Source organism: Pseudonocardia sp. ICBG162 (assembly GCF_020496225.1).
GTDB lineage: Bacteria > Actinomycetota > Actinomycetes > Mycobacteriales > Pseudonocardiaceae > Pseudonocardia > Pseudonocardia alni.
In genome coordinates this window covers 74,411-83,087 of sequence record NZ_JAHLJD010000027.1, presented here as the reverse complement: position 1 = coordinate 83,087, position 8,677 = coordinate 74,411, and the positions used below count along the sequence as shown (strand labels likewise).

Below are 8,677 nucleotides of genomic sequence, written 5' to 3'. Positions count from 1 at the left end.
AGCGGGAACCTTCTTCGGTTGCCCCCTCCGGACCGCTGCACATGTGTGAGGCAGAGATTCCGGTGGTCGATCGGCGAGCCCTGGGAGATGTGATGCGTCGCCAGGACGAGATAAGTTTCCACGCCGAGCATCTTTTGTCGTTCGCAGACAGTGGTCCACGCGGCGGACGCCGCCGCTCCGGGCTTCCGCCGCACAGCGATCGGCCTTCGAATGTCGGTACTCCTGGCACCGTCAAGGGCCAAGTATCTCACCCCAGCGCTGCTGACCGCAGGGAGCAACGCAAGCTGACGATGGACCTGCTTCTTGTACGGGAACAAGCGCGGCATCACGGGGAGTGGCAGGACACCCGCAGCGAACTCGAGTTCCTGGTGGAGGCCTCACCGGCAGCGCTAACCGCGCGCCTGGAACGTGACCTCTCTGCCCTGTCGGCGGCAGCCATCAGCGCGCTGGCCGCCATTCGAGCGGCCACCGGAAGCGGAAGCGACGCTGCGCCTGGGGCGGCTGACGGGACCGGACACTGGCTTCCCTCTGCCGCCGCGGCCCTGCGATCGGCCTTGTCCATCGATCTGGCCTTGGAAGCCCAGCAACAGTTCAACGCAGTCCAGGGCGACTGACTATGCCCCTCCCTCCTCGTGCCCACCCCGGCGCGCTCACGATCGCCCCGGGCGACGACAGGGGCCAAGACATCCGGCCTCGCGACCGCCCACGGCAGCACCAGCAACTCGCGCAAGGTCGACGACCATCGACCGAGACGTAGATCCCACGGCCTCCTGAAGCCCAGGAGGCAAATGAGCCAACAGCCCAGTTTCTATTTTTTGTGAATGAAGTTCATGCAGCATCTATTGGAGGAGACGATGGATGTGCACCCCGTGCCGTCGCTGATGTCGTCTCACCTGGGGCGGTTCTGATGCCGCGCCGCTCGCGTCCCGTGCCGCTCGCCGACGGATCAATGTGGAGGGTCGCGCCAGGGCGGGGATCTGACGGAGCGTCCACCCCCGTTCCGGAGCGCGCCACCCCGAAAGTCGCTGCCCCTGAACCGCGGTGGTCTCCTGCCCGTTCGGAAGCCGCGCCCCGCATCCGCCCTCACCGGGCAGCACCACCAGCGGGTCAGCCGCGATCCCCCGTGGTTCCAGAGGTTCCCGGGACGGAGGGGAACGAGCAGGAGCCACAGAAACTCGTCACGGATCCAGGCGAGCCCACCTCGACGTCTGCTCTCAAGCAGGATGAAGAGCGGCCGGGCGGCGAGCCATCCCTGGTGGCCGGGGAGCCGCAGGGGCGGCCAGCATCGTCGCTTTCCCTCATGGACCTGCCCCAGTCGGCCCACAACGGTCGCGGCCTGCATACCGGGCGAGACGTCACCCGCTACTCGGCCGGCCGGGAGTCCTTCTCACGCTCCGTACGATCGCTGGAGCCCATCTCGGACCTGGAGGCGGCGAGCTTCGCCGGTCGGTTCGCCACCGACTTCCAGTCCTTCGATGAGGACACCCCCACCCGCCGGGCAGAGGTACTGAGGCCTCTGCTCGCTGTCCCCCAGGCCTGCACCTGGGGGTGGTCGGGTGCGGGCAGGCAGCGCGCCGACTCACCACTGCCGGGCCGGATCTACCGGCCGAGCGACACGGTGGTGTTCGTCGAGGTGATCGTCCGTGTCACCACCTACGCGCGCGCCTGCCCGCCCCCCGAGACCCCGCGCCACGCCGGGGCCGCCGAAGTGGAGCTGTCCGGGCTGCTCGGCCCGTCATGCGCCCCGCCCGAGGCGGACCCGGCGTGGGTGGCGGTCGAGGCGAACTGGGTCCGGATGACGGTCCCGATCACCCGCCACGACGACGGCCATCTGGTCGTCGACCCGCACCTGCGCCCCACCGATTCCTCCTGACCCCCACCAAGAGGTAGCTGCTGATGTCCTCCTCCAACGGCACCAACAACACCCCCTCCGCACCGTCCTGGCTGGACGCAGGCGCCGCGTGGGCCGCTCCGGCCACCGGGAACGACGGAGCCCAGGTCCCTGCTGCCCAACCACCGGCCACGCGTGCAACCGCACCCGCCGCCCCGCTGTCTCGACCTGCAGCCGCCCCGGAGGACTTCCCCGGTACCCCGCCGATTGCGCCCGCGGCCTCCACCGAACAGGCCCGGCCGTCGACTCCTCCCCCGTCGGCACCGTCCGCGGCCGCCCCCTTTCAACAGGGGCCGGTTGCCTCGGCGAAAGCGCAGGCGTTCCGCCCGGCGTGGGATGAGGAGACCGGGGTGCTGCCGGGAGCGGTCCGTGAGCGTCGTTCCCGCCCGAAGCAGGGATGGCGTCACCTCGCCTACCAGCTGACCGGCGGCCGGTGGAATCCCGGCCTGTCCGAGGCTGAGGCCCGGCTGCGTGATCAGCTGCAGAAGATCCGCACCCCGCTGCCCGGCCCACACTCGGTCGTGGTCGCCTCGATCAAAGGCGGTATCGGCAAGACCACCGTGTCCGCGCTCCTCGGCCTCGCCCTGGCCGAACACCGCGGCGACCGCGTCATCGCAGTGGACGCCAACCCCGACGCCGGCACCCTCGGCGACCGCCTCGTCGGCGAAACCCACGCTGCGAAGACCACCGTGCGCGATCTCCTCCACGGACTGGCCGGCATCCGGTCAGCGACCGACCTGGCCGGCTACACCCACCTCGCCGCACGCCTCCAAGTCCTCACCTCTGAACAGGAACCAGAACTGTCGGAGACCTTCTCCGCCACCGACTACACCACCGTGCTACAGATCCTGGCCCGATACGCCAACGCGATCGTCACTGACTCGGGCACCGGGATCATGCACTCAGCGATGCAGGCCAGCCTGCGCCACGCCGACTCCCTGGTCATCGTCGGCGCCCCCACCAACGACGGCGCCTCCCGCGCGGCGCGCACGTTCCGCTGGCTGGCCGCCAACGGATACCGCCACCTCACCGAGGACGCGGTGGTGGTGCTGTCCTACGACCGCCACAGCCCCGACATCGACGACCAAGTCATCCGCGACTTCTTCGCCGAACGCTGCCGCGCGGTGATCGTCCTTCCCCCGGACCCGCACCTACAGGCCGGCGGGATCATCGACTTCGACGCCCTCACCCCCGCCGCGCGCGACGCCGCGCTCGAGCTCGCCGCAACCGTCGCCGAGGGCTTCCAGGGCCGCCGCACCCACGGGCTGGCCAGCCACGGGTTCCGCACCCCGCCAAGCGACCCCGGCGGTCCCCGGTGATCAGTCCCCAGCTGGTCGTGGGCGCCGCGCTGGCGCTCACCACCACCCTGACCGCGTCCGGGCTCGTCCCGGCCGCCGCCCCCGAGGGCGGGGTCGAGTGCGGGTGGCGGATCACCGCGGTGCACGTGCTCGCCGAGCTCACCGGCGACACCTCCGCGCGGGCGGAGAAGCTGCGCCGGGCCCTGCTCGACGTCGGCGCGAACAAGCCCGGCTTCATCCCAGCCCAGTGCTACGAGCCCGGCACCGGCAACTCCAGCGGGTCCGGCTCCGGCGGGTCGGGTGGGTCCGGCAACGACTCCAGCGACACCGGCACGGCCCCGAGCACAGGCAACGGCTCGGGCAGCAACGACTCCAGCGGCAACGGCACCGGAGGCACCGGCGCCGACCCGGGGAACAGCTCCGGCGGGACGGGCTCCGGCGGCGGAGCTGCCAGCAAGTGCACGACCACCGCCGCGGACACGCTCGGCTGGGGCGAGCCGAAGGTGGCTGATGAGTTCGAGGGCACCTCGATCTCCGGGGACTGGAACGCCTACGACGGGCCCGGCCACGGCGGCAACGGCCGCCGGACCCCGGACGCAATCAGCGTCGCCGACGGGCAGCTCACCATCACCGGCTCGGAGAACGGCGACGCCGGCGGAATGGCCTGGTCGCCACACAGCCAGCAGTACGGGCGCTGGGAGGGCTGTGCCCAGTCCCCGCCCGGGGCCGGGTCGCTGCACACCCTGTTCCTGCTCTGGCCGACCGCGGAGAACTGGCCCGAGGGCGGCGAGGTCGACTTCATGGAGATCTCCGACGGGACCCGGCAGAAGGTCGAGGGCTTCCTGCACTACGGCTCGGACAACTCCCAGACCCAGGGCTCGGTCGAGATCGACGCCACCGAGTGGCACGCCTTCGCCGTCGAGTGGACCCCCGACAAGATCACCTACCTCGTCGACGGCAAGCCGTGGTTCACCGACGACGACAAGTCCCACAACCCGCCCGGGCCGATGCACCTGACCATCCAGCTCGACTACTTCGGCGGCGACGCCTCAGGCGGCGCGGCGATGCACGTCGACTGGGTCCGCCAGTACGAGCTCACCGGCGGCGACGCCTCGGTCGGGGTCGACGTCTCGGCCGGGCAGGACGGCGTCGACGCCGGCGCCGACGTCTCCCTCGGCGGCTCCACCGGGGCGGACTCGGTTCCGGACTCGAACGGTGACACCTCGCGCGACGACAGTTCCGACGGATCGCGTGACAGCGGTTCTGGGGGTGGTCGGTGATGGCCACGACCCTGGGACACCAGCGCCCCGCCACCGCCGACCGGGCAGCCGACGTGCGCCAAGCGGTGGGGCACGTGGAGTACCTCGACTACACCGTCCCTCCGAACCAACTGGTCCCCGACCTGCACCCCGACCTCGAAGCCTTCGCTCTGGGCGAGCCGGTGTTCGCCACCGGATACCTCGTCGGGCTCCTGGAAGCGCCCTGCATGACCTACCTACGCCGACACCACCTCCAACCAGGACAGACCCTGGTCGGCACCGCGATCGACATCACCCACCGCGCCCCCGCCCACCCCGGAGACCGGCTGATCGCCGCCGCCCGCTGCACCACCGCAACCCACACCGGCACCGATCACCGTGACCGGGGCCGGAGTGGGGGCCGGCGTGGGGGTGGGACGCGGTTCGAGTTCGCCGTCACCGCCCGCAACCACCACAACGGCGTCGTGATCGCCCGCGGCCACATCACCCAGCACCTCGTCGATGTCGACACCTTCCGCACCCGGCTCCCCCGCCCCTGACACAACCCCCCGACACAGCCCCTGATTGAGAGAGCTCGCCCATGAGCCGTGCCTGGCCCCCCGACGCCACCGACTCCGACATCGTCCACGTCCTCGACCACCCCGACGACCACACCGATAGCGGTGGTGGTGGGACGACGACTGATCTGATCCAGCACCTCACAGACAACGGTTTCTTCGCCCGCCGCGCACGACGAGCACGCCGCGCCGCCCGCGCCGAGCACGCCGCCCAGGCCGCTCGCGACGCGGCCCAGACCCACGCCGCCGCGCGATCCACCACCAAGACCGCGACCGACACCGACACCGGGAGCGGGAGCGGGAGCGGGACCGGTGTCGGGTCGAGGACGGCACCGGCGCCGTCGGGAGACGTCGCATGAACCCCACCGCCCACACCGGTCGGGTGGATCGGCCGTGTCCGCCGCCGCTGGTCTGGGATCCCGCCGCTGGGACCTACCGGTGCCCGCTGTGCACACACACCGCCACCCACATGCGACTGGCCGACCAGGCCGTGTTGTTCTGCCCCGACTGCCAGGCCTTCTGGTTCGAGGCCGCAGTGATCCGCGGCCGCGACGGCACATGGGACGACAACGGAACCCAGTGCCCCGCCACCCACACCCTGAACGTCACCGTCGGCGACACACCACTCATCCTGCGTTGCGTCCTGGGCGACACCCACACCGACCTCACCACCCACAACAGCACCGACAGCACCGACAGCACCGGTGGTGCCGGTGGTGCCGGTGGTGCCGGTGGTGCCGGTGGTGCCGGTGGTGCCGGTGGTGCCGGTGGTGCCGGGAATGTCGTCCACATCAGCCGAGACGGGCTGCAGTGGAACGAGGCCCACACCCAGGACCACGCCGCGGACGTGTGGGGGCCGGTCCTGACCGCGGACACCGCACTGCTCGGGCGAACGGCGAGCAGGTGAGCCGGTACTGACCTATCCGCACCCAGCCTGCCCTGACCTGGATGTGAGCCCGCCCCCGGATCACCCGACAGAGGACCTCCGACATGCCCCGACGCCACAAGCCCCGCCCCTCCTGGGCCGCCCACGTCCCCACCTCGTCCCACGGACCGGCCACGCGCCGCACCGCGGTCGCAATGCTGACCGCCGGCGCCCTGATCGGAGGGACCGCGTTCTCCCTGAGCCCGCTCCCGGCCGACCTCGGCCTGACCGCGCTGAGCTGCAACCAGGGCAAAGCCGCCCGGGCCCTCGCCACTGCACGTGAGACCCGCACCCAGACCCGCGCGCTGCTCGCCGACCTCACCCTCAGCGACGACACCCGCGCTCACGACCTCGCCGGTGAGATCGCCGGACTCGGGTTCACCCCCGCGACCCAACCCCCGGGCTGGCGGCAGAAGGCCGTCGACGTCTCCGACCAACTCAACAACTTGGGCGACGCGACCACCGATCCGCAGATCGCGCGGGTCGCCGCCCGCCTGGCCAAGGCCGGACTCGGCCCGACCCCGGCCGACCTGCTCCCCACCGAGCCCCAGCCCCCACAGCCCGGACCGGTCGGTGAGCTCGACCAGAGTCTCGGCGGGGCCGCCGACGGAGCCGTCAACGCCATCAGTGGCGCTGAGGACGCGCTCAACACGGTCACCGCGCCCAAGCCCGCCGCAGACAACTCGACGAACAGCAGCGCAGGCCCGGCAGCGCCGAACCCGCGCCGCCAAGCCGAACCAGCGCTGCCCGAGACCTGTATCGCACCGACCGGGGCCACCACAGCCGCACCCGCAGCACCAGCGCCCCGGACGACACCTGCAGCACCTGCAGCACCGACGTCGTCCCCCGCCGAACCGACACCGACCCCCGAACCCAGCAACACACCCGACGCCGACGCCGACGCCGCTGCCGACGCCGCGGCCCAGCCCGACACCAGCAGCTCCACCAGCTCGCAGGAGCCCCCGGCCGGCGACTCCGACGACAGCGGCGTCCCGACCAGCAGCACCTCCGAGACCTCGACCGAACCGAACACGGACTCCCCCGACAGCACCTCCGGAATCGACTCGGACTCGGGTAGCTCGAACAGCTCGACGTCGAGCAACAGCAGCGGCAGCGGCGAATCCGCTGAGGATCTGGAGAAGGCCCGCATCGCGATCGGGTTGGTCGGGGAGCTGATGCAGGCCCTGGGCGCCAGTCCCGACGCCGGCGCGGACGATCTGCGGACCTCGATCCTGGGTGCGCTCGACCGCGACAAGCTCGAGAAGCTCGGCGCAGACCCCGCGGACCTGGACAAGCTCGACCAGCTGGGCGACCTCACCCACCCGGGCGGGGGCTCCCCCGACTCATCCGGCTCGTCTGGACCGGACTCGTCGGAGTCGGACTCGACGTCTCCGACGTCGTCGGAGACCACCAGCAGCGGCTCGTCCGGCAGCGACTCGTCCAACAGCGACTCGTCCAGCAGCTCTGACTCCTCCAGCTCGTCCACCGGCTCGGGCTCGTCGGACGGCTCTGTGGGTAGCGGGACCGGATCGGGATCGACGCAGGAACCCTCGACCGAGTCCGCAGACACCGCAAGCGCCGGCAGTGCTGGCGATGCCTGGGAGGCGGGCGCGCAGAAGCTGGCCGAGCAGGTCCACCAGGCAGCTGATGCCGACCCGCTGGCCGAGCAGCTGGCCGACAAGCTCGACGCCGCAGGGATCGGCTCGCAGAACGGGACCGCCAGCTCCAGCTCGACCAGCTCCAGCCCGGACAGCTCCAGCCCCGACAGCGGGCCCGCCCAGCCCGATGAAACGGGCGCGGGGCAGGACAGCTCGGGTAGCGCGCAGCAGCAGCCCTCCAGCAGCGGAGGGGACAGCACCGACAGCGGCACTGACGGCGGCACCGGGACCGGCTCCGGCGGGGCGCAGGAGTCCTCGGGCGCGGCGCAGCAGCCCCAGGCCGGCGAGACCATCCAGCGTCCCGGCGCCACCGGCAGCAACAACACCGCCACCGGAAACACCGGCACCGGCACCGGTGTTGGTCAGCCGCAGGGCGGCCAGAGACAGGACGACACGACACCGTCCGGTGACGGTGATGGCACTGCGGGCGGTGTCCCCTCGGGTGGGCAGGGCCAGACCGGCTCTGCCAGCTCCACGGGAGGGGAGGCGCCGCGCGACCCGGAAAAGGCCCAGGAAGCAGCCACCCAGGGCGACGCCGCGAGTGACGGTGCGCGTGCGGCCATGTGGGATCGGCTCGCCCGGTGCGAGTCCGGCGGGAACTGGGAGACCAACACCGGCAACGGCTACGAGGGCGGCCTGCAGTTCAGCCCGGCCACATGGAACGCCTACGGCGGCACCGGATCGGCGCACGAGGCCAGCCGCGAACAGCAGATCGCCGTCGCGGAGAAGGTCCAGGCCGAGCAGGGCTGGAAGGCCTGGCCCGCGTGTTCCCGGCGACTCGGGCTGTCCTGAACGATGACCACCAGCACGCCGCGCACAACGCCGACCACCGCAGCGACCACCACCGCAGCGACCACCCCCGGAGCGCTCGCTACCGCAGTGCTCGCCACCTGGGTGGTCGTTGCGGTAGCCGCTACGCTGATCGTCACAGCTGCCGTGGTGGCGCTGTGGACCTCCGACGCTCCGCAGGGCGATCGGATGGTGGGACTCGGGTCGGCCGCTTCGTGGGGAATGCCGGCCGACCCGAGGACCCCCACCACCCCCACCGAGCGTGCCGGGTTTGCTGCGCCCGGGCCGGTGCAGGGCCAG

8 protein-coding genes are annotated in these 8,677 nt (G+C 71.6%); all 8 read left to right on the top strand.

Annotated elements, in window-relative coordinates; all coding sequences use genetic code 11:
- Window positions 1-614: hypothetical protein (locus tag KPL60_RS24710; protein ID WP_226367367.1), on the top strand; the 614-nt coding region annotated here is incomplete at its 5' end.
- A 686-nt stretch (window positions 615-1,300) separates the two neighbouring features.
- On the top strand, window positions 1,301-1,873 hold the full coding sequence (locus KPL60_RS24705; protein WP_226367308.1) for a hypothetical protein: 573 nt from the start codon (window positions 1,301-1,303) through the stop codon (window positions 1,871-1,873).
- Window positions 1,874-2,241: 368 nt separating this feature from the next.
- Window positions 2,242-3,210, top strand: a complete 969-nt coding sequence (locus tag KPL60_RS24700) for a MinD/ParA family protein (protein ID WP_226367307.1) — start codon at window positions 2,242-2,244, stop codon at window positions 3,208-3,210.
- Window positions 3,207-4,469, top strand: coding sequence for a family 16 glycosylhydrolase (locus tag KPL60_RS24695; protein WP_226367306.1), 1,263 nt, complete (start codon window positions 3,207-3,209; stop codon window positions 4,467-4,469). Before KPL60_RS24700 ends, KPL60_RS24695 begins: the two co-directional genes overlap by 4 nt.
- Window positions 4,469-4,987, top strand: coding sequence for a thioesterase family protein (locus tag KPL60_RS24690; RefSeq protein WP_226367305.1), 519 nt, complete (start codon window positions 4,469-4,471; stop codon window positions 4,985-4,987). The genes KPL60_RS24695 and KPL60_RS24690 overlap by 1 nt, the downstream gene beginning before the upstream one ends.
- A 41-nt stretch (window positions 4,988-5,028) precedes the next feature.
- On the top strand, window positions 5,029-5,364 hold the full coding sequence (locus KPL60_RS24685; RefSeq protein WP_226367304.1) for a hypothetical protein: 336 nt from the start codon (window positions 5,029-5,031) through the stop codon (window positions 5,362-5,364).
- A 110-nt stretch (window positions 5,365-5,474) separates the two neighbouring features.
- A complete protein-coding gene (locus tag KPL60_RS24680) occupies window positions 5,475-5,912 on the top strand; it encodes a hypothetical protein (RefSeq protein WP_226367303.1) in 438 nt (145 codons plus the stop codon).
- Window positions 5,913-5,995: 83 nt separating this feature from the next.
- Window positions 5,996-8,380: a transglycosylase family protein gene (locus KPL60_RS34330; protein ID WP_305080721.1), complete on the top strand. Its 2,385-nt coding sequence runs from the start codon at window positions 5,996-5,998 to the stop codon at window positions 8,378-8,380.
- Window positions 8,381-8,677: the final 297 nt, after the last annotated feature.

Coding starts and splice junctions, on each gene's coding strand:
- KPL60_RS24690 (WP_226367305.1), top strand. CDS start 4,469: ATGGCCACGACCCTGGGACACCAGCGCCCCGCCACCGCCGACCGGGCA.
- KPL60_RS24685 (WP_226367304.1), top strand. CDS start 5,029: ATGAGCCGTGCCTGGCCCCCCGACGCCACCGACTCCGACATCGTCCAC.
- KPL60_RS24705 (WP_226367308.1), top strand. CDS start 1,301: ATGGACCTGCCCCAGTCGGCCCACAACGGTCGCGGCCTGCATACCGGG.
- KPL60_RS24680 (WP_226367303.1), top strand. CDS start 5,475: ATGCGACTGGCCGACCAGGCCGTGTTGTTCTGCCCCGACTGCCAGGCC.
- KPL60_RS34330 (WP_305080721.1), top strand. CDS start 5,996: ATGCCCCGACGCCACAAGCCCCGCCCCTCCTGGGCCGCCCACGTCCCC.